This is a genomic window from Brevundimonas sp. SGAir0440 (genome assembly GCF_005484585.1).
Classification (GTDB): domain Bacteria; phylum Pseudomonadota; class Alphaproteobacteria; order Caulobacterales; family Caulobacteraceae; genus Brevundimonas.
Map to the genome: position 1 here is coordinate 2989434 of NZ_CP039435.1, position 17012 is coordinate 3006445.

The window sequence follows — 17012 nt, forward strand, 5'->3', positions numbered from 1 at the left end:
CCTGCCTTAGAAAGCCGCCATGACCCGATCCGCCGCCCTCGCCGTCACGCTCGTCGCCGGGGCGGCGGCCTTGGCCTCACCGGCCCTGGCGGCCTCAACCCTGGCGGACCCGGCCCTGCTGGCGCATCAGGCGCCGCTGGTCATCGACACGGCGGCGACGGCGTGGATCCTGACCTCGACGGCGCTGGTCCTGCTGATGACCCTGCCGGGCCTGGCCCTGTTCTACGGCGGCATGGTCAGGAAGAAGAACATCATCAGCGTGGTCGCCCAGTCGGCGGCCGCCTTCGCCATCGTCTCGGTCCTGTGGTTCCTGGTCGGCTACAGCCTGTCGTTCGGCAAGGGACCGGACGCGATCAACGGCTTCATCGGCGGCGTTCAGGCGGCCTTCCTGAACGGCGTCACCGCCCAGACGGCCCACAGCCTGCTGCCCGGCCTGCCTGAGCTGCTGTTCGTCGCCTTCCAGATGACCTTCGCCATCATCACCCCGGCCTTGATCGCCGGCGCCTTCGCCGAGCGGATGAAGTTCTCGGCCAGCCTGCTGTTCTTTGGCCTGTGGCACCTGATCGTCTATGCGCCGATCTGTCATCAGGTCTGGGGCGGCGGCTATCTTGGCGGTCTGGGCGTGCTCGACTTTGCGGGCGGGGCGGTCGTCCACGTCAACGCCGGGATCGCCGGTCTGGTCTGCGCCCTGGTGCTGGGGCCGCGTCACGGCTTCGGGCGCGACAACATGGCCCCCGCCAACCTGGTCTATAGCGCCATCGGCACCGGCCTGCTGCTGGTCGGCTGGCTGGGCTTCAATGCGGGGTCAGCAGGCGCGGCGGACGCGCTGGCCGCGACCGCCGCGTTCAATACGATCCTGGCCGCCGGCAGCGCGGCTCTAGGCTGGATGACCATCGAATGGTTCGATCGCAAGCGCCCGACCCTGCTGGGCCTGCTATCGGGCGTCGTCGGCGGTCTGGTCGCCATCACCCCCGCCGCCGGTTTCGTCGACCCCAAGGGCGCCTTCTTCATCGGCCTGATCGGCGGTCCGGCCTGCTATGCGGGCGCGGTCTGGCTGAAGCACGCGCTGAAATACGATGACAGTCTGGACGCGTTTGGCGTGCACGGCGTCGGCGGCATCGTCGGCGCCCTGCTGACCGGCGTCTTCGCCACAACGACCGTCAACGCCCTGTCGGAGGGGGCGACCGTGTGGAAACAGGCCGTCGGCCTGGTCGGCGTCATCGCCTGGAGCGCGGCGGGCACCTTCGTCGTCCTGATGATCTGCAAGTTCACCACGGGCCTGCGCGTCACCAAGGACGAAGAAGTCGAGGGGCTGGACTATACCCAGCACGGCGAGGCCATCCACTGACCCCACAGGCGCTGCCGGTTGATCCCGCCCTCGCCAGCCCCCATCTTCATCTGTGACGGACGGTCTTGCCGATTGCGGGAGACCGACCGCTCGGTCGCTGACGCAAGGACCCCAGATGACGACGACGCGCACCCTCCTGTTCGACAGCCCCTTTCTGCTGGGCTTCGACCACACCCGCGCCCTGATCGACCGCGCCGCCAAGGCCGCGGCCGAAAGCTATCCGCCCTACAATGTCGAACAGATCGGCGATGCGGGCGTCCGCATCAGCCTGGCCGTCGCCGGGTTCGCGCCCGAAGAACTGGCCATCACCCTGGACGGCCGCCAGCTGACCATCGCCGGCAAGCGCGACGATGCGGGCCGAGGCGAACAGGCCTTCCTGCATCGCGGCATCGCGGCGCGCGGCTTCGTGCGCAACTTCGTCCTGGCTGACGGGCTGGAGGTCGAGGGCGCCCGGCTGGAGCATGGCCTGCTCCACGTCGATCTAATCCGGCCCGAGGCCGAACGCCAGGTGCGACGCATTCCGATCACGGCTGGCTGAAAACTACAGCCATTCGAACCGCCCGGCGATCCGGGCGTTGTCAAATATGAAGGAGGCGGTCCTAATGACGCCGATGACGATGACCAAGGAAGACTTTGCCGGACTGGGCGCCCCCGACCTGGTGTATGTGCGCGAGATCAAGGCCTCGGACCTGCTTGAAGAGGCGGTGGAGATCAAGGACGTGGATCTGAACCCCGGCCAGATGCTCTATGCCGTCCACAGCGCCGACGGCGAGCGTCTGGCGGTCATGATCGACCGCGACACCGCCTTCGCCGCAGCCGTGGCGCACGAGCTGGAGCCGGTTTCCGTTCATTGATCTGATGAATGGCGGCGTGCAGGCGCCGCCGTTCAGGCCGCCGTCGCGGCCGTGGCGTCCTTGACGAACAGGGCGCGGATCGCATCGGTCGTGCGCGCCTGTCTCAGCTGCTCTCGCAGTTCGGGCGACCGCAGCGCGCGCGACACTGCCGCCAACGCCCTCAGATGCTCGGCGCCCGCCTTGGGCGGCGCGAACAGGCCGACGATCAGATCGACCGGCCGGTCGTCCACCGCATCATAGGCCACAGGCGTATCCAGTCGCACGAACACCGCCGTCACCTTCTCGACCTCGGTGAGACGCGCGTGCGGCACCGCGACGCCGGCCCCCAGCCCGGTCGATCCCAGCGTCTCGCGTTCCATCAAGGCGTCGAAGATGCGCGCTTCGTCGAGGCCCAGCGCATGCGACGCAGCCTCGGCCAGCGCGTGGAGCGCCTGTCGCTTGGACGACGCGCCGCTGCGCAGCACCACGCCCTTGGGCGCGAGCAGATCACCGATGTCCATTACACAACCTCGATACACGCAGCAGACAACGGCGCGGCCGCCCGTTTAGAGACAACCGCGCCGAAGTCAAACTGAGGCTTAGTTCACAGAACCGTTGGACTTGGCTGTCCGCTCGGGATCAATCCATCCCACATTGCCGTCCGGGCGACGATAGACGACCGCCAGACCACCGTGGGCCGCATTGCGGAACAGCACGACAGGATAGCCCGTCATGTCCAGCTCCAGCACGGCCCGTCCGACCGTAATGGTGCGGATTTCGTGCTCCGTCTCGGCGATGACCATGCCCACCGGCGGCGGGCCGTCGTTCTCGCTCGCGTCGCCGAAGACATCGTCCTCCACGCTGTCGGGATCACGCAGCACGATGCTGCGTGCGACTTCGCGGGCGGCGTTTTCGGTCTTCTCAGGCGACAGACCCTTTGGCCCGATGTGGTGGTCCTTAAGCCGGCGCTTGTAGCGACGAACCCGCTTTTCCAGCCGATCCAGCGCCTCGGTGAAGGCCGAGTGGGCGTCGCCGCCCATGCCGGTCGTCACCAGGGTCTGGCCCGACGCGAGGCGGACCCAACAGTCCACCTTGAAGTTGTGGCCGTCCTTGGACACCACGACCTCGGCGTCTTCACCGCCGCGGGCGAAGTATTTTCCGACCCCGTCTTCGAGTTCCTGGGAGATGCGCGAGCCTAACGCTTCGCCGACATCCACTTGCTTGCCGCTGACTTGGACTTGCATGCCGATAGAACGCGCCCGACCCGATTTGGTGTCAATCCAGATCACCGATTTGTGGTCACGCTTGGCTGTGGATTTCAGCCCGTCTTCATCATCCGGCGGCGCTCGACCGAGGACGGAATTCTCAAGGCTTCCCGGTATTTGGCCACGGTGCGCCGCGCGATGTCGATGCCCGTTTCCTTCAGGATTTCGACGATCCGATCGTCGGACAAAACGTCGCCCTCCAGCCCCTCACCGTCGATCATGGATTTGATCTTGTGACGGACGGCTTCGGCCGAATGGGTCGATGCGCCGTCCACCGACTGGATGGCGGCGGTGAAGAAGAATTTCAGCTCGAACACGCCCCGCGGCGTGGCGATATATTTGTTCGAGGTGACGCGGCTGACGGTGGATTCATGCATGCCGATGGCGTCGGCGACGGTCTTCAGATTGAGCGGCCTCAGGAACTCGACACCGAAGGCCAGGAAGGCGTCCTGCTGGCGCACGATCTCGGATGAGACCTTCAGAATGGTCTTGGCCCGCTGATCCAGCGACTTGACCAGCCAGTTGGCCTGGGCGGCGCAGTCGGCGACGAAGGTCTTTTCGGTATCCGAGCGCGCGCCGGCCTGAACCAGGCCATGATAGCGTTTGTCGACCAACAGGCGCGGCAGGGTGTCGGCGTTCAGTTCGACCCGCCAGCCGCCGGCGGGATCGGGCCGCACATGCACGTCGGGCACGACCGTCTGCGCCGGCTCGCCGCCGAAGCCTGCGCCCGGACGCGGCGTCAGCGCCCGCAGTTCGGCGATCATGTCGGTCAGGTCCTCGCCATCGACCTCGCAGACACGGCGCAGGCCCGCCAGATCGCGCTTGGCCAGAAGGTCCAGATTGTCCAGCAGCGCCGCCATCGCCGGATCGAACCGGTTGCGCTCGATCAGCTGCAGCTTCAGGCATTCCGGCACCGACCGCGCCATGATCCCGGTCGGCTCGAAGCCGTGACAGACGCCCAGCACCGCCTCGATCCGCTCCAGCGGCACGCCCAGCCGGTCGGCGAACTCGGTCAGTTCCCCGCGCAGATAACCGCCCTCGTCCGTCGCATCGATCAGGGTCAGGGCGATGCCGTGGTCGGCCGGCGACAGGCCCGCACTCGACGCCTGCGCCTGAAGATGCTCCCACAGGGTCAGCTCGTGCGCGTCGGGCCGCTCGCCCTCGCCTTCGAACATCTGGCCGCCCTTGCCAGCGCTGGACCAGTCCGACAGCCCCGGCTGGGCCTCGTCGGTCATCCGGTCGCTGGTGCGCTCGCCCGGCGCGGCGTCGCCGTAGACATCGTCGGAACCGGCGTCCATCGACGACGCCGCTGCGTCCGCGACCCCGTCGCCGAACGACATTTCGCTATCCGAAGCCGCCTCGACGCGCTCGACCGGTTCGGGCGTCTCGCTTTCCGGCTCCTCGCGTTGCAGCAGCGGATTGCGTTCCAGCTCGGCCTCGACGAAGTCCTCCAGCTCGAGGTTCGACAGTTGCAGCAGCTTGATCGCCTGCTGCAGCTGGGGCGTGATGACCAGCCCCTGCCCCTGCCTGACCTCTAACCTTTGCCCGATCACGTCCGAAATCTTCCCGCCCGGCCGTCGAGTGGCCCGGAACTTGCTGGGACAGAATGTCGCCGAACCGGTTAACGCGAGACGAACGCGCTTTTTGTCTCCTCCCCATTTCATGGGGAGGTGGCGCGGCGCTTCCTTCAAGCGCCGTGACGGAGGGGTCTTCAGCGCATCGCTAGCGCCGCCGGTGGGATTCAAAGACCCCTCCACCACGCTGCGCGCGGTCCCCCTTCCCGCATCGCAGGGAGGAGACGCTAATCGTCAGATGTAGTTTTCGCCCAGATAGACCCGACGCACTTCGGCGTCGTGGATCGCCTCGTCAGACGTGCCTTCGAACAGCACCGCGCCGTTCGAGATGATCGACACCCGGTCGGTGATGTCCAGGGTCTCGCGCACATTGTGGTCGGTGATCAACACGCCGATGCCCTGGCTGGCCAGATAGCGGATCACGGTGCGGATGTCGGCGATGGCCAGGGGGTCGATGCCGGCGAAGGGTTCGTCCAGCAGCATGAAGGACGGCCGCCCGGCCAGCGCCCGCGCGATCTCCACTCGCCGACGCTCGCCGCCCGACAGCGCGGTGGCCCGCGCATGGCGTAGATGGTCGATGTGCAGTTCGTTCAGCAGCCGGTCGGTCTCGGCGCGGATCTGGTCGCGCGGATAGTTCAGCTCGACCACCGCCTTGACGTTCTGCTCGACCGTCATGCCGCGAAAGATCGAGGCTTCCTGCGCCAGATAGCCCAGGCCCATGCGGCTGCGCTGATACATCGGCTGGCCGGTGATGTTCTCGCCGTCCAGCCAGATCGCGCCTGAATCCGGCGGGATGAGGCCGGTGATCATGTAGAAGCAGGTCGTCTTGCCGGCGCCGTTGGGACCCAGCAGGCCCGCGACCTCGCCGCGCTGCACCGTCAGGGATACGTCGCGCACCACCTGACGCTGGCCGAACGACCGGGCCAGGTTCATCACCCGCAGGCCCTTTTCCGCAGGCGCGGGCGCCACGGCGGCCGGTTGCGGCCGCTCGTCCAGGTTCAGGGCTGACAGTTCCTTGCGCGCCAAATGCTCAGGTCCGTGACGGCCAGACGGCCTCAGTTCGAGTTGGGATAGAAGACGCCCTGCACGCGGCTTCCGGCGGCGCCGCGCGGCGCGCCGTCCATGCGGGCGGTCTCGGTGTTGATGTTGTAGACCAGGCGCGAGCCGGTCAGGACGTTCTTGCCCTGGGTCAGGATGACGTTGCCCGTCACCACGATCTCGCCGTTGCCCAGGTTGTAGACCGCGCGGTCGCCGCGCATCGATTGGTCCGGCGTCACGAAATAGACCGTGCCGCTGGCCTCGGCGCGTTGCAGATCGCCGCCCTCGCCGCTGACCAGGGTCAGGGTGTCGGCGCGAAAGCGGTTGCCGCCCTGCGTCGCCTCGGCCCTGCCGCGCAGGATGATGCGGTTGGGCGCGTATTCGACCGAGTCCGCGCCATAGGCGACGGGCTGATTGGTCGCCTGAGCCTGGGCATCGACCAGGGCCGGCATGCCCACGACGGCCGCCGCCGCGACGACGGCCAGCGTCTTCGAAATCTTCGTCACGATCATCCGCCTGACCCCTTGGGCGTCAGAACGCCCTTCACCTTGTTGTCGCCTGCGCCGTCGAACACGACGCGCTGTCCCTGATCGTAGATCGCATAGGACGATGCGTTGATGGTTCCAATAGGGCCGGAACCCTGAACGCCCTTTGAACCGGTGACGTTTCCGGTCGAGGTGTCAACCACCGCCTCGGGCGTGGTCAGGACGAAGCCCGTGCCGCCGTCCGAAATGCGCACGTTCGGACCGATCGTCACCGTCTTGGCCTGCTCGTCATAGATGCCGCCGTCGGCGGTCAGTTCGGTGACCTTGCGCCCGCCCAGGTTCAGTTTCAGCGCTGGGCCGATCAGTTTGAACTTGCCGGTATTGGGGTCGCGCACAGCGCCTTGCGCGCCGACGGTGAAGGCGCGGCCTTGCGCGTCCTGACCGTGGAACAGGGGGGCGTCCAGGCGAACCTCCTGGCTCTGGCTGGTCTTGCGCTCCACCCCCGACATGACGGTGCGGAACACCGTCCAAGTCAGGGCGCCGCCCGCCAGCACCAGAATGATGATCGGCAGGACGCGGCGATACAGCTTCACCCGCCGCGAGCGCGCACGCCACCGCGCCCCGGCCAGGGCGACCCTGGCCTCGTCGGCCTCGATGCGGGACTGTTCGCCGTGTTCGGTCAAGCGCGCCTCAGCTGTGGGCGAAGATGTCGGTCTCGTCCCAGCCGGCCAGGTCGAGCGCCGACCGCGTCGGCAGGAAGTCGAAACATTCGGCGGCCAAATCGGTTCGCCCTTCGCGCGCCAGCATCATGTCCAGCTTGGCCTTGGCCGCATGCAGATAAAGAACGTCCGACGCCGCATAGTCCAGCTGCGCCTGGCTCAGCGTCTCGGCGCCCCAGTCCGAGGACTGCTGCGCCTTGGACAGGTCCACGCCCACCGTCTCGCGCACCACGTCCTTCAGCCCGTGCCGGTCGGTGTATGTGCGCGCCAGCTTGGAGGCGATCTTGGTGCAATAGACCGGCCGCGTCTCGACGCCGAGGTGCAGCAGGAACATGCCGATGTCGAACCGGCCGAAATGGAAGATCTTGGTCACCGCCGGATCGGTCAGAACCCGCTTCAGGTTCGGACAGTCATAGGCGGGCCGGTTCAGCCGCACGACATGGGCGTTTCCATCGCCCGACGACAGCTGCACCACGCACAGCGGATCGCGGCGAAAACGCAGGCCCATCGTCTCGGAATCGATGGCGACCTCGGACCCCAGGTCCAGATCGTCGGGCAGGTCGCCCTCATGCAGGTAAACGGTCATGCTCAGGCTCTTACACGGCGAACACGGCGCGCGAAACGGGCAAGCTTATTCCCGAAACGGCCTCAAGCAGGAATGCGCCGCGCGCATTCCGATAGGCCACAAAAAATCCCGTCGCGCGCGAGGCGATAGGCCAAAACAAAGAAAGCGCCGCACCGTTCGGTGCGACGCTTTCTGAAAAATGGTGCCCAGAAGAGGACTCGAACCTCCACGGCCGTTAAGCCACTGGCACCTGAAGCCAGCGCGTCTACCAATTCCGCCATCTGGGCCCCGTCGGCAGCGCCTTGCGGCGTTTCCATCGGGAAGGCGCGGACCTCTAAGGGAGGCTCCGGGCGGGGTCAACAAGGATTTTTCGCCTTTGCGAGATTTCTTGCGCACGCGGCGCGGCAAGCCTGGCCGCACGTCGTTTTCGATCCGCGTTCGACGACGACTTAATGGGCGCTAAGCCTGTTTTCTAACCCCGTCTTGAGGCCAGCTCGCCTACAAGCGCCGCATGGCGGACCCGTCTCTCAGCTCCTCTGCGCCGGAGCGCTTCGTCACGGAGCGCCGCGTCCGGCCGCGCGCGCCGTTCCGCCAGAACCGGCGCGCCTACGAGCGAGTGACGATCCTGGGTCAATCGATGGATCTGGTGAAGCCGGAAGAGGTGCTGCACCACATTCAGCAGGCGGTGCGACAGGGCGCAAAGAGCCTGATCGCCAATCATAATCTTCACAGCCTGTATCTGATGCAGAAGCGGCCTGAACTCGGCGCCTTCTACGACAAGGCCGATCTGATCGAGGTCGATTCGACGCCGCTTCTGGCCTTCTCGCGCGCCCTGGGCCTGCACAGCCGGGGCTTTCACCGCTGCACCTATCTGGACTGGCGCGACCATTTCTGGAGCGTGGCGAACCGTCAGGGCTGGCGTGTCCTGTCCGTCGGCGGCGCGCCCGGCGTCGGCGACGAGGCGGCCCGCCGGCTGAAGCTCCGCTATCCCGACGCCGACATCGCCATCCACCACGGCTTCTTCGACGCCCGGCCCGGGTCGTCCGAGAACGCCGCCGTCCTGGATCGGATCACGGCCTTTAAGCCCCATATCCTGTTCGTCGGCATGGGGATGCCGCGCCAGGAGCTATGGATCGCCGACAACTTCGAGCGCCTGCCTGATTGCGTCATCCTGTCGGTCGGCGCCGCTTTCGACTATGAGGCGGGGGTTCAAAGCGCGGCCCCGCGCTGGATGGGACGCGCGGGCGTCGAATGGGCCTATCGCCTGCTGCACGACCCGAAACGGCTGTTCGTCCGCTACTGCGTCGAGCCTTGGACGCTCCTCCCGCTGGTCCTGCGCGACATCCTAAAGGCCAGGGGTCGCAACCGCTGATCACGTTATTCCTACTGTCAGATAGATATTTATCGCCATGATCCCTCTGGACCGCCGCGTGTTATCGACAGCGACGGAAACGAACAACGGGGGTGCGCGTGCCGCAGCAGAATGGACCGCATGTCGCCATCGTCGGCGCGGGTTTCAGCGGCCTGCTGACCGCCGTCAATCTGCTGAAGGCCTCGCGCGATGTGCGCGTCACCCTGATCGAACGGCGCGGCGTTTTCGGTCCCGGCACCGCTTATGACACCGGAAATCCCGGCCATCTGCTGAACGTCCGCCTGGACAATATGAGCGCCTTTCCCGACCAGCCCGCCCACCTCGCCGACTGGCTGGCCGAACAGCCGTCGTGGCGCGCCCAGGACGGCTTCATCACCCGCGGCGTCTATGGCGACTATCTTCAGGCCTTGCTGGACGAGGCGCTGGACGACGCCCCCGACCGACTGAACCTGATCGGCGCCGAGGCTCAGTCCATCGATCGCCAGGACGACGGCTGGCGTATCGTGACCAGCGACGGAGAGGTCGCGGCCGATCAGGTCGTGCTGGCGCTGGGCAATCTGGAGCCCGCCTCGCCCCCCGGCGTCGATGACGCGGTGCGCGCCTCCCCTGCCTATGTCGAAAACCCCTGGCGGTTCGATCCCCAGACGGCGCGCGACGCCCGCAATGTCCTGCTGATCGGTTCGGGCCTGACGATGGTGGATGCAGCCATCACCCTGCGCCGACCCGGACGCCGCCTGACCGCCCTGTCGCGACACGGCCTTTTGCCCCGCGCCCACGCGACCGTTCCCCCCACGCCCTATCTCGGCGCCTTTTCAGGCAGCCCGGCCGAAATCCTGCGTCAAATCCGCGCCGCGACGGCCGAGGCCGACTGGCGCGCCGTGTTCGACCGCCTGCGCCATTCCGCGCGCGACATTTGGCGCGGCTGGTCGCGGATCGAGCGCAGTCGCTTCCTGCGCCATCTGCGCCCCCTGTGGGACGTGCATCGTCATCGCCTGTCGCCCGGCCCGGCGCGCGACATCCATTCCATGCTGGCCGGCGGCGAGCTGACGATCCTGGCCGGCAAGCTGACCGAGCTGAAGGCCACCGACGTCATAGAGGTCTCGTGGCGTCCGCGCGGAAAGAAACGCGCCATCAAGGCGCGGTTCGATCTGGTCGTGAACTGCACCGGGCCGCTGGGCGTGATCTCCAAGAGCACCGAACCGATGATCCGCGACATCTTGGACAAGGGTTACGGTCGCCCCGATCCCCTAGGCCTGGGCCTGCAGGTCGATGACGAGGGCGGTCTGCTGGACGGGGTGGGCGCGCCCGCACGCGGTCTTCACGCCATCGGCCCCCTGACGCGCGGCGCCTTCTGGGAAATGACGGCCGTGCCCGACCTGCGCGGCCAGGCCCGCGATCTCGCCGCCCGTATCCTGTCGGACCGCCCCTAGACCCGAACAACCGACGCGTTTAGCCTTCACACCCGAAACGATCGGGGGCGATGACATGGGGGCAAGGACAGGCATCGGCCTGCTGATCGCGATCCTGTCGCTGGGCCTGACGGCCTTTGCGCCTCAGAGCGTGTCGGACTACCGCCTCGCCTCCGGCGACAAGGTGCGCATCGATGTCTTCGGCGAGGCGGCGCTGGGCGGCGAGTTCGTGATCGACGCCAACGGCCGGATCGCCCTGCCGTTGATCGGCGAGGTCCAGGCCGCCGGCCTGACGGGCGCCCAGCTTCAGGGCGCCGTCGCTCAAGCCCTGAGCCAGGGCTATCTGAACCAGCCGCGCGTCACCGCCCAGGTCCTGACCTATCGGCCGATCTACATCCTGGGCGAGGTCAATCGGCCGGGAGAATACCCCTATCTGCCGGACCTGACGGTGCTGAACGCCGTGGCGACGGCCCAAGGCTTCACCTATCGCGCCAACACGCGCCGTGTCTTCGTGCGTCGCGCCGGATCACAGGTCGAAGAGGCCCAGCCGCTGACCGCCGATGCGCGTGTTTCGCCCGGCGACACCCTGCGGATCGGCGAACGCTACTTCTGACCCGCTGTCAGATCGGCATCGCCATGATTTCCTTATAGGCGGAAATCACCTGATCGCGGACCGAGATCACCGTCTCCAGCGACGCCTCGGTCGAGCTCAGCGCCGTGACCACGTCGATCAGATTGCCCTGGCCCTGGACCGAGCGGGTCATCTGGGTTTCGGCCGCGCGCGACTGCTGGGTCATGTCGGTCATGGCGTTCTTGACCAGGTCGGCGAAGCCGCCGTCCCCGACGCCGGGCGCCTGGGCGGCGGTCGGCATGGCGCCGCCCTGAACGGCGGCATAGGCCTTGGCGGCCATCATCGGATTCATGGCCTAGCCCTCAGCGTTTGATGATGTCGAGGGTGCGGCTGTCCATCGACCGCGCCGTCTCGATGACGTTCAGATTGGCCTCATAGGCGCGCTGCGCCTCGCGCATGTCCATCGCCTCGACCAGGGTGTCGACATTGGGCCGCATCACATAGCCCTGCGCGTTCGCGGCCGGGTGCGACGGATCATAGTCCATCTTGAAGTCGCCCTGGTCAGGCCGCACCTCGGCCAAGGTGACGCCGGTCGCCCCATCGACCTCGCGCGCCTGGAAGACCGGGATCTGGCGGCGATAGGGTTCACCGCCCGGCGTGCGCGCCGTCGACTGGGCGTTGGCGATGTTCTCGGCGATCACGCGCATGCGCGACTGCTGCGCCTTCAGGGCCGAGGCCGCCACCGCCATGGCGCTGTTCGAAGGGGGGATGGGATCAAGCATGGGTCAGTCCTTCTCGGCCATCGGCTCAGGCGCCCGGCCGCTTGGCGGCCATGCGGATCATGGACATGGATTTCTGGTAGAAGCCGATGGCGGCGTCATAGGCCATGCGGCTCTCGGCCATTTTCAGCATCTGCTCTTCGACCACCACCGAATTGCCGTCCAGAGTGGTCTCCGAATCGGGCGCCTTGGTCGGAGCGAACCGCACCGGTGAACCGGCCGGCGCGATATGGGCCGCATTGGTGCGCACCATCTGCAGCCCCCCGCCCGAGCGCATGGCGGCGGCGAAGTCGGTCGGCTGTTTCAGGTCGCGCCCGACGAAGCCCGGCGTATCGGCGTTGGCGACGTTCTCGGCGATGACCCGCTGGCGGGCGTCCAGCCAGCCCAGCCGGCCCTTGATCTGCCCCAGCAGCGGAATGTCGGCGACGCCCATGGCGGTCTCCCGTGCGACGCGGATGCGCGCGATGGGCAGAAAATGCCGCCTGGATGGTTAATAGGGGGTTATCTCAACGGCTCGTTAACCGTGCTGGTTAACATTCAGGGTCTAAGCGCGGACTGCGCGGGGCCTTTGCAGCGTCATGAATTTCCTCGATCTCGCCCGGGCGGTCTTCGGCCTGGCCTTCACCCTCGGCCTGATCGGGATCGCGGCCTGGGCTGCGCGCCGCTATGCGCCGCAAATCCTGGCCCGGCTGAATGCAGAGCGCGGCGAGCGCCGGCTTCAGGTCGTCGAAACCCTTGTGCTGGACCCCGCCCGTCGCCTCGTTCTGGTCCGCGTCGATGACGAGGAACGGCTGATCCTGCTGGGCGAAGGCCGCGAACTGATCGAACCGCGTCAGCCCTCTCTCGGCAAAACAGGAGGCGGCCAGTGAAGCCCGCCGTCTTCGTCAAGCCGACCGGCGCCGAGCTGAAGCGCGCGGCCCTGCTGTCGCTGTTCACCACCCTGGTCTGTCTGGCCTGGCCCGTCGCGGCCCTGGCTCAGCAGGCGGCGCAAAGCGGCTCGGCTCTCAATATCGATCTGGGCACCGGCGCCGGCCTGACCCAGCGCGTGGTCCAGCTGGTCGGTCTGATGACCGTCCTGTCGCTGGCGCCGTCGATTGTCATCATGACGACCAGCTTCGTGCGGATCATCGTGGTCCTGTCGCTGCTGCGCACGGCGCTGGGCCTGCAACAGTCGCCGCCGAACGCCGTCCTGGTTTCCTTGTCGCTCTTCCTCAGCGCCATCGTCATGGCCCCGACCTGGCAGGACGCCTATGATTCGGGCATCCGTCCGCTGATGGATCAGCAGATCGAACTGCCCCAGGCCTTCGATCAGGCGTCCGAACCCGTAAAAACCTTCATGCTGGCCCAGGTGGACCGCGGGGACCTCGCCCTGTTCACCCGTCTGTCGAAGATCGACCCGCCCCAGAACGTCCAGGACCTGCCCCTGCGCGTGGTCACGCCGGCCTTCATGATCAGCGAGTTGAAGAAGGCGTTCGAAATCGGATTTCTCCTTTTCGTTCCGTTCCTTGTGATCGATCTGGTGGTGGCCAGCGTGCTGATGTCGATGGGCATGATGATGCTCCCTCCGGTGGTGGTCTCACTCCCCTTCAAGTTGATCTTTTTCGTGCTGGTGGACGGCTGGCGATTGGTCGCCGGAAGCCTGGTCGAGAGCTTCCAACGGGCGTCCGGTACCGGATAATCCCCCGCCCCATATGGCTTTAAGCGTCATCGGCGCTTGCAAAGCATAGGGAAATCCGTGTTGATCCCCCGGTCCTCGCTCGGAATCGGGCGACTAACACTGGAAACGCTTCTTATGACCACTCAAGCCGAACTGATCGCCGCCGTCGCCAAGGACGCTGGTGTTTCGCAGGCCGACGCCGGCAAGGTGCTGACCGCGATCGTCGAAAACATCCACTCGACCCTGAAGTCGGGCGGCGACATCCGCATCTCGAACCTGGGCGTCTTCGACACCGCCGACCGCGCCGAGCGCGAAGGCCGCAACCCGGCTACCGGCGCGACCATCAAGATCGCCGCCTCCAAGGCCGTGCGCTTCCGCGTCTCCAAGCCGCTGAAGGACGCCGTCAACGGCTAAGCCTTTTCGGTCCTGCGATGCAGGACCGGCAATGCTCGACGGGCGGGGGTCGCAACGCGATCTCCGCCCGTTTCAATTTCAGGCAGCGCTCTTGGCGTCAGCTTCTTTTCTGAACGCCTGTTTGGCGCTGTTGACCCAGCCGACGAAGGTGTCGGCCTGGCTGGACAGATTGGCGAAGTCGCCCGTCCCCGCCACGCCTGACAGATTGTCGTCCAGCGCGACCCGCAGCGCCGCCGCCGACCGCGCGCCGGGAACCATCGGCCCAAAGCGCCCGCTCAGCCGCTGCAACGCCGCCCGATCGCCCGCCAGCGAATAGCCGACGCCCGCCCGGATCAGCCAGCTTTCCTCGGCCGGCGTCAGCGGCGTGGTCGCGGTCTTATAGCGATCGCCCAGCCGCGCCTCATAGATCGGCGCCGCCTCGCCCCACTTCTGCTGCTTCCAGAAGATGTCGGCCCGCACCTCGCGCGCCGGGTTCGACTGATCCCGGTCCAGCACCTCCAACGCATGGTCGAACCGGCCCAGATCCATAAGGGCGCGCGCCTCCAGCGCCCGGCGCTCGCTGTTCATCGCATTGGGCAGCAGGGTGGTGCGCGAGCCCCAGATGGCCTGCAACGCCTTCTCCGGCTGGCGGTCCATCAGATAGACGGTGGCCAGATTGGTCGCGACCTGGGCCTTGGCCACCCCGTCCAGACGCTCGTCCACCTGGTGCTTCAGCAGTTCGGCGGCCTGATCCAGCAGGTCCACGTCGATCAGCCGGCGCGACAGACGCCGCACCATCTCGTCGCCGTCCGCCCCGATGGGGGTCAGTTCGCGGAAGTCATAGAACAGCGCCAGCGCCTGCACCGGCTGCAAACCGTCCGCCGCCCCGTCCAGGAAAAGGGCGCGGAAGGCGTTGGCCTGATCCGCCTGCACCTCGGCCGCGCCCGGCACGCCGGCCATCCGCTTGCCCGCGCCACGCAGGGCGTCCAGCGCCTCGCGGTATCGCCCCTGCTGCAGATAGATGCCCGACAGTTTGCGCACGACCGCCATCTCGGTCGCATCCCCGCGCCAGCGCCATTTCAGCTGTTCCAGCTGGGCCGTCGCCTGATCCGGCGTGATCGCGCCCTTGTCCAGCTCCAGGCTGATGGCGCCCAGTTTCGCCGGCGTAGCGATCCCATCCAGCGGCGCGCGCGCCACGGCCTTATAGACCGCCAGCGCCCGGTTCTTGTCGCCGTTCAGCTCGAACATCCGCGCCTGCACCAGCCGCGCCGTCAGTTGATCCACCGCCGGCGCATCCTGGCTGAACACATAGGCCAACAGCTGCTGGGCGGCGGCGAGATCATTCAACTGGATCGCGGCCATGGCGTGGGCCGCGCCAAACCGCGCGCGCCATTCCTTGGGGAAGCTGTCGATGGCCGGAGCGCCGGCGGTGAAGTTGCGACGCGCCCCCTCCCAGTCGCCCATTTCCGAGGCGATATAGCCCAGCCAGACCTTGGTCGCCGGATCGTTGGCCAAGGCCGCGCCCGCGAAATCGACCTGGGCCTCTTCCAGCCGCCCGACGCCGACGCGCGCCACGCCGCGCAGGCCGCGCACCTCGGGCTCGCCTTGCAGGTTGGGCGCCTTGGCGATCAGGGCGTTCAGCACCCCGATGGCCTCATAGTTCAGGCCCGACCCGACCAGGAACCGCGCCAGCGCCATCCGCGCCTCGATCGGCGCGCGCGGATTGTCCGCCGCCGCGATCGTCTCCAGCCCGGCCGCATCCTGCAGCCGGCGATAGCGGTCCGAGAAGCCTGCCTCGCCGGTCGCGGCCCAGGTCTCGTCGATCAGCGCCGGATAGGCCGCCCGCTTGGGCGCATCCGCATTGTGGTCGCCCGTCTCCAGCCCGGCCGCCGGCGACGACAAGGCCAACCCCTTGGGCCGGCTCAGGGTCACCAGGTCGCCCGCCGCCTCGATCTTCAGGTCGTCGACCGACGTTTCGACCGCCAGGCCCTGCGCGGTCGGGATCAGGCTTAGATCGACCGTGCGCCGTCCGCCGGCGTAGCCCTTGCCGGGCGCCAGGGCCGTCACCGCCGCGAAGCGGTCGCCAACCAGCGGATCGGTCAGCCAGACCGCCTTGGTCGCCCCGGCCATCCGCGCCACCAGCACCGGCGCGCCGTCGTCGGACCGACCGACCTCGACCCCGCCCGCCGCGCCGTCGGGACCGCCCAGGGTCACGGTCCAGGTCCCGCCCTGGCCCTGCGCCGAGACGCCCAGCCCTTCGGGTTCGGCGATCCTCAGGGCCGTATAGCCCGGCCCGGCCGCCCACTGGGCGTTCTTGGCCGACCCCAGCGCCTTGGCGCCGCTCATATCCATGCGCGCGGCCGTGTCGAACACGACCCAGACCGCATCGCCCCGGCGGAAGACCGCCGCCCCTACCGGCGCGCCCCAGTCGAAGGTCAGGACGGTCTTGCCGCCAGCCGTCTCGGCCCGCACCGGCACCACGGCCTTGGTCGTCTGCGGCTTGGCGGCGTCCCCGCCCTCCGGCGCCTTGCCGGGCGCATAGAGGTTCAGCCACACCGCCCCGTCCGCGACTCCCGAGCGCGCATCCGCGCCCTGTTCCAGCGTCAGGATCAGGTCCGTGCCGCCCGCGCCCCGGCTCGGCCGCGTCTCGACCGACTTCACCCCCGCCGGCGGATCGACCTTCAGTCGCGAGACATCCGGCGCGGCGGTGGTCCCCAGCCGCACGACGACCTTGTCGCCCTCGCGGCTCACGCGCGAGCGCACGCCGATCACGCCGCCGAACTCGACCCGCGTGAACTCGGCGTTGGCGCCGATATTGATGGACAGCGGATCGCGCGACCTGCCGACTTCCTGGGCCAGCGGCGCCATCGGCGCGAACACGACGGCGCCGGCCGTGGCGGCGGCCACGGTCGTCTTCAGGATGCGCTTTGTCGGCGAGGCCCCGTACATATCTCCCGACCCATGCCGCACAAGGCCTTTAATCGCAGTTAACCGCCGTTCACCG

The 17012-nt window shown here is 67.5% G+C and carries 20 protein-coding genes and 1 tRNA gene; 9 read left to right on the plus strand and 12 right to left on the minus strand.

Going from position 1 to position 17012, the window contains the following annotated elements:
• The first annotated feature begins 19 nt into the window (after positions 1-19).
• From E7T10_RS14705 to E7T10_RS14715, 3 genes are all read left to right on the plus strand, one after another.
• A complete protein-coding gene (locus E7T10_RS14705; RefSeq protein WP_137722376.1) occupies positions 20-1348 on the plus strand; it encodes an ammonium transporter in 1329 nt (442 codons plus the stop codon).
• A 115-nt stretch (positions 1349-1463) separates the two neighbouring features.
• Complete coding sequence (locus tag E7T10_RS14710) at positions 1464-1886, plus strand: Hsp20 family protein (RefSeq protein ID WP_137722377.1); 423 nt, start codon at positions 1464-1466, stop codon at positions 1884-1886.
• Between the two features lie 64 nt (positions 1887-1950).
• Complete coding sequence (locus E7T10_RS14715; protein ID WP_017506777.1) at positions 1951-2202, plus strand: DUF1150 domain-containing protein; 252 nt, start codon at positions 1951-1953, stop codon at positions 2200-2202.
• A gap of 32 nt (positions 2203-2234) precedes the next feature.
• On the opposite strand, the gene ptsN is transcribed toward E7T10_RS14715, so the two are convergent.
• The 8 genes from ptsN to E7T10_RS14755 all read right to left on the minus strand — a co-directional run bounded on the left by ptsN (position 2235) and on the right by E7T10_RS14755 (position 8114).
• A complete protein-coding gene (gene ptsN, locus E7T10_RS14720) occupies positions 2235-2702 on the minus strand; it encodes a PTS IIA-like nitrogen regulatory protein PtsN (RefSeq protein ID WP_137722378.1) in 468 nt (155 codons plus the stop codon).
• Positions 2703-2780: 78 nt separating this feature from the next.
• A complete protein-coding gene (gene hpf / locus E7T10_RS14725; protein ID WP_112861301.1) occupies positions 2781-3425 on the minus strand; it encodes a ribosome hibernation-promoting factor, HPF/YfiA family in 645 nt (214 codons plus the stop codon).
• Between the two features lie 74 nt (positions 3426-3499).
• Positions 3500-4999, minus strand: coding sequence for an RNA polymerase factor sigma-54 (gene rpoN, locus E7T10_RS14730; RefSeq protein ID WP_137722379.1), 1500 nt, complete (start codon positions 4997-4999; stop codon positions 3500-3502).
• Positions 5000-5254: 255 nt separating this feature from the next.
• On the minus strand, positions 5255-6046 hold the full coding sequence (lptB, locus tag E7T10_RS14735) for an LPS export ABC transporter ATP-binding protein (protein ID WP_174087076.1): 792 nt from the start codon (positions 6044-6046) through the stop codon (positions 5255-5257).
• A 29-nt stretch (positions 6047-6075) separates the two neighbouring features.
• Positions 6076-6570 carry an LptA/OstA family protein gene (locus tag E7T10_RS14740; protein ID WP_045809724.1) on the minus strand — a complete coding sequence of 165 codons (495 nt, stop codon included), beginning with the start codon at positions 6568-6570 and terminating at the stop codon, positions 6076-6078.
• Complete coding sequence (gene lptC / locus E7T10_RS14745; RefSeq protein ID WP_137722380.1) at positions 6567-7226, minus strand: LPS export ABC transporter periplasmic protein LptC; 660 nt, start codon at positions 7224-7226, stop codon at positions 6567-6569. Before lptC ends, E7T10_RS14740 begins: the two co-directional genes overlap by 4 nt.
• A 7-nt stretch (positions 7227-7233) precedes the next feature.
• A complete protein-coding gene (locus E7T10_RS14750; protein WP_045809722.1) occupies positions 7234-7848 on the minus strand; it encodes a ribonuclease D in 615 nt (204 codons plus the stop codon).
• Between the two features lie 179 nt (positions 7849-8027).
• Positions 8028-8114 (minus strand) — tRNA-Leu (locus E7T10_RS14755).
• A 224-nt stretch (positions 8115-8338) separates the two neighbouring features.
• Between E7T10_RS14755 and E7T10_RS14760 the strand changes: the two genes are divergently transcribed.
• The 3 genes from E7T10_RS14760 to E7T10_RS14770 all read left to right on the plus strand — a co-directional run bounded on the left by E7T10_RS14760 (position 8339) and on the right by E7T10_RS14770 (position 11221).
• Positions 8339-9199, plus strand: a complete 861-nt coding sequence (locus tag E7T10_RS14760; protein WP_137722381.1) for a WecB/TagA/CpsF family glycosyltransferase — start codon at positions 8339-8341, stop codon at positions 9197-9199.
• A gap of 98 nt (positions 9200-9297) precedes the next feature.
• On the plus strand, positions 9298-10629 hold the full coding sequence (locus E7T10_RS14765; protein WP_168189959.1) for an FAD/NAD(P)-binding protein: 1332 nt from the start codon (positions 9298-9300) through the stop codon (positions 10627-10629).
• A gap of 55 nt (positions 10630-10684) precedes the next feature.
• Positions 10685-11221, plus strand: a complete 537-nt coding sequence (locus E7T10_RS14770) for a polysaccharide biosynthesis/export family protein (protein ID WP_137722383.1) — start codon at positions 10685-10687, stop codon at positions 11219-11221.
• Between the two features lie 7 nt (positions 11222-11228).
• On the opposite strand, the gene E7T10_RS14775 is transcribed toward E7T10_RS14770, so the two are convergent.
• The 3 genes from E7T10_RS14775 to flgB are packed head-to-tail and all read right to left on the minus strand — an operon-like array spanning position 11229 to position 12391.
• A complete protein-coding gene (locus tag E7T10_RS14775; protein WP_137722384.1) occupies positions 11229-11531 on the minus strand; it encodes a flagellar hook-basal body complex protein FliE in 303 nt (100 codons plus the stop codon).
• Positions 11532-11541: 10 nt separating this feature from the next.
• Positions 11542-11928, minus strand: a complete 387-nt coding sequence (gene flgC, locus E7T10_RS14780) for a flagellar basal body rod protein FlgC (protein WP_039244962.1) — start codon at positions 11926-11928, stop codon at positions 11542-11544.
• Positions 11929-11986: 58 nt separating this feature from the next.
• Complete coding sequence (flgB, locus tag E7T10_RS14785) at positions 11987-12391, minus strand: flagellar basal body rod protein FlgB (RefSeq protein ID WP_017506835.1); 405 nt, start codon at positions 12389-12391, stop codon at positions 11987-11989.
• Positions 12392-12536: 145 nt separating this feature from the next.
• On the opposite strand from flgB, the gene E7T10_RS14790 reads away from it, so the two are divergent.
• From E7T10_RS14790 to E7T10_RS14800, 3 genes are all read left to right on the plus strand, one after another.
• Complete coding sequence (locus E7T10_RS14790) at positions 12537-12827, plus strand: flagellar biosynthetic protein FliO (protein ID WP_039244767.1); 291 nt, start codon at positions 12537-12539, stop codon at positions 12825-12827.
• Positions 12824-13636, plus strand: a complete 813-nt coding sequence (gene fliP, locus E7T10_RS14795; RefSeq protein ID WP_039244769.1) for a flagellar type III secretion system pore protein FliP — start codon at positions 12824-12826, stop codon at positions 13634-13636. Before E7T10_RS14790 ends, fliP begins: the two co-directional genes overlap by 4 nt.
• A 114-nt stretch (positions 13637-13750) precedes the next feature.
• Positions 13751-14029, plus strand: a complete 279-nt coding sequence (locus E7T10_RS14800; protein WP_017506838.1) for an HU family DNA-binding protein — start codon at positions 13751-13753, stop codon at positions 14027-14029.
• A gap of 78 nt (positions 14030-14107) precedes the next feature.
• On the opposite strand, the gene E7T10_RS14805 is transcribed toward E7T10_RS14800, so the two are convergent.
• Positions 14108-16957, minus strand: a complete 2850-nt coding sequence (locus tag E7T10_RS14805) for a lipopolysaccharide assembly protein LapB (protein ID WP_137722385.1) — start codon at positions 16955-16957, stop codon at positions 14108-14110.
• Positions 16958-17012: the final 55 nt, after the last annotated feature.

What these genes read in the sequence shown, in the direction of transcription:
- E7T10_RS14800 (WP_017506838.1), top strand. Translation starts at nt 13,751, where the DNA reads ATGACCACTCAAGCCGAACTGATCGCCGCCGTCGCCAAGGACGCTGGT.
- E7T10_RS14775 (WP_137722384.1), bottom strand. Translation starts at nt 11,531, where the DNA reads ATGAATCCGATGATGGCCGCCAAGGCCTATGCCGCCGTTCAGGGCGGC.
- hpf (WP_112861301.1), bottom strand. Translation starts at nt 3,425, where the DNA reads ATGCAAGTCCAAGTCAGCGGCAAGCAAGTGGATGTCGGCGAAGCGTTA.
- E7T10_RS14760 (WP_137722381.1), top strand. Translation starts at nt 8,339, where the DNA reads ATGGCGGACCCGTCTCTCAGCTCCTCTGCGCCGGAGCGCTTCGTCACG.
- E7T10_RS14770 (WP_137722383.1), top strand. Translation starts at nt 10,685, where the DNA reads ATGGGGGCAAGGACAGGCATCGGCCTGCTGATCGCGATCCTGTCGCTG.
- ptsN (WP_137722378.1), bottom strand. Translation starts at nt 2,702, where the DNA reads ATGGACATCGGTGATCTGCTCGCGCCCAAGGGCGTGGTGCTGCGCAGC.
- flgB (WP_017506835.1), bottom strand. Translation starts at nt 12,391, where the DNA reads ATGGGCGTCGCCGACATTCCGCTGCTGGGGCAGATCAAGGGCCGGCTG.
- flgC (WP_039244962.1), bottom strand. Translation starts at nt 11,928, where the DNA reads ATGGCGGTGGCGGCCTCGGCCCTGAAGGCGCAGCAGTCGCGCATGCGC.
- E7T10_RS14705 (WP_137722376.1), top strand. Translation starts at nt 20, where the DNA reads ATGACCCGATCCGCCGCCCTCGCCGTCACGCTCGTCGCCGGGGCGGCG.
- E7T10_RS14790 (WP_039244767.1), top strand. Translation starts at nt 12,537, where the DNA reads ATGAATTTCCTCGATCTCGCCCGGGCGGTCTTCGGCCTGGCCTTCACC.
- E7T10_RS14805 (WP_137722385.1), bottom strand. Translation starts at nt 16,957, where the DNA reads ATGTACGGGGCCTCGCCGACAAAGCGCATCCTGAAGACGACCGTGGCC.
- E7T10_RS14740 (WP_045809724.1), bottom strand. Translation starts at nt 6,570, where the DNA reads ATGATCGTGACGAAGATTTCGAAGACGCTGGCCGTCGTCGCGGCGGCG.
- E7T10_RS14750 (WP_045809722.1), bottom strand. Translation starts at nt 7,848, where the DNA reads ATGACCGTTTACCTGCATGAGGGCGACCTGCCCGACGATCTGGACCTG.
- E7T10_RS14715 (WP_017506777.1), top strand. Translation starts at nt 1,951, where the DNA reads ATGACGCCGATGACGATGACCAAGGAAGACTTTGCCGGACTGGGCGCC.
- E7T10_RS14710 (WP_137722377.1), top strand. Translation starts at nt 1,464, where the DNA reads ATGACGACGACGCGCACCCTCCTGTTCGACAGCCCCTTTCTGCTGGGC.